Raw genomic sequence first — 514 nt, forward strand, 5'->3', positions numbered from 1 at the left:
GTGCCATGGGCGTATCGATTACCGGCAGATCGAACAGAAGCACGGCATCGAATTCCGCAGCTATTTTGCCGACTCGCTGGCCAAACTGGCCGAGCCGGTCGCCGATGGTCTGGTGGAGCTGCGCGACGATGCGCTGATTCTGCTGCCGCAGGGGCAGCTGATGATGCGCAACGTCGCCATGGCTTTCGATGCCTATCTCGGTGGCGAGCAGCGCGGGCGCTTCTCGCGCACCGTCTGATCCTTCCATCGCGTCCGGGGCGGCACCCACGCCGCCCCTTCCGCTGATCACCGGCCATTGCCAAATACCGCTCGAACTGTATAAATAGCCAGCTTTCGAGCGGGCCGCCCGCGCCCCAGTTTTACCGGATGTGCGATGCGTCAGGCCCTGGAAAACCCCTTCTACTATCTCGACAACTTTCAGCAGGTCCTGGCCTGGGTGGACCAGCATCATGGCGACCTGCTGGACGACGCCGAGCTGGCGCCTGTGGCTGCCGCTCAACTCAAGCACACCCTG

The 514-nt window shown here is 63.0% G+C and carries 1 protein-coding gene and 1 pseudogene; both read left to right on the forward strand.

Annotated features, from left to right (window positions below; translation table 11 throughout):
• Positions 1–238 (forward strand): annotated as a pseudogene (locus Q7C21_RS23085) (oxygen-independent coproporphyrinogen III oxidase); the annotation flags it as partial.
• A gap of 135 nt (positions 239–373) precedes the next feature.
• Positions 374–514: hypothetical protein (locus Q7C21_RS23090; RefSeq protein ID WP_375151253.1), on the forward strand; the 141-nt coding region annotated here is incomplete at its 3' end.

The sequence above is a fragment of the Pantoea sp. ANP04 genome (assembly GCF_041982285.1).
GTDB lineage: Bacteria > Pseudomonadota > Gammaproteobacteria > Enterobacterales > Enterobacteriaceae > Pantoea > Pantoea eucalypti.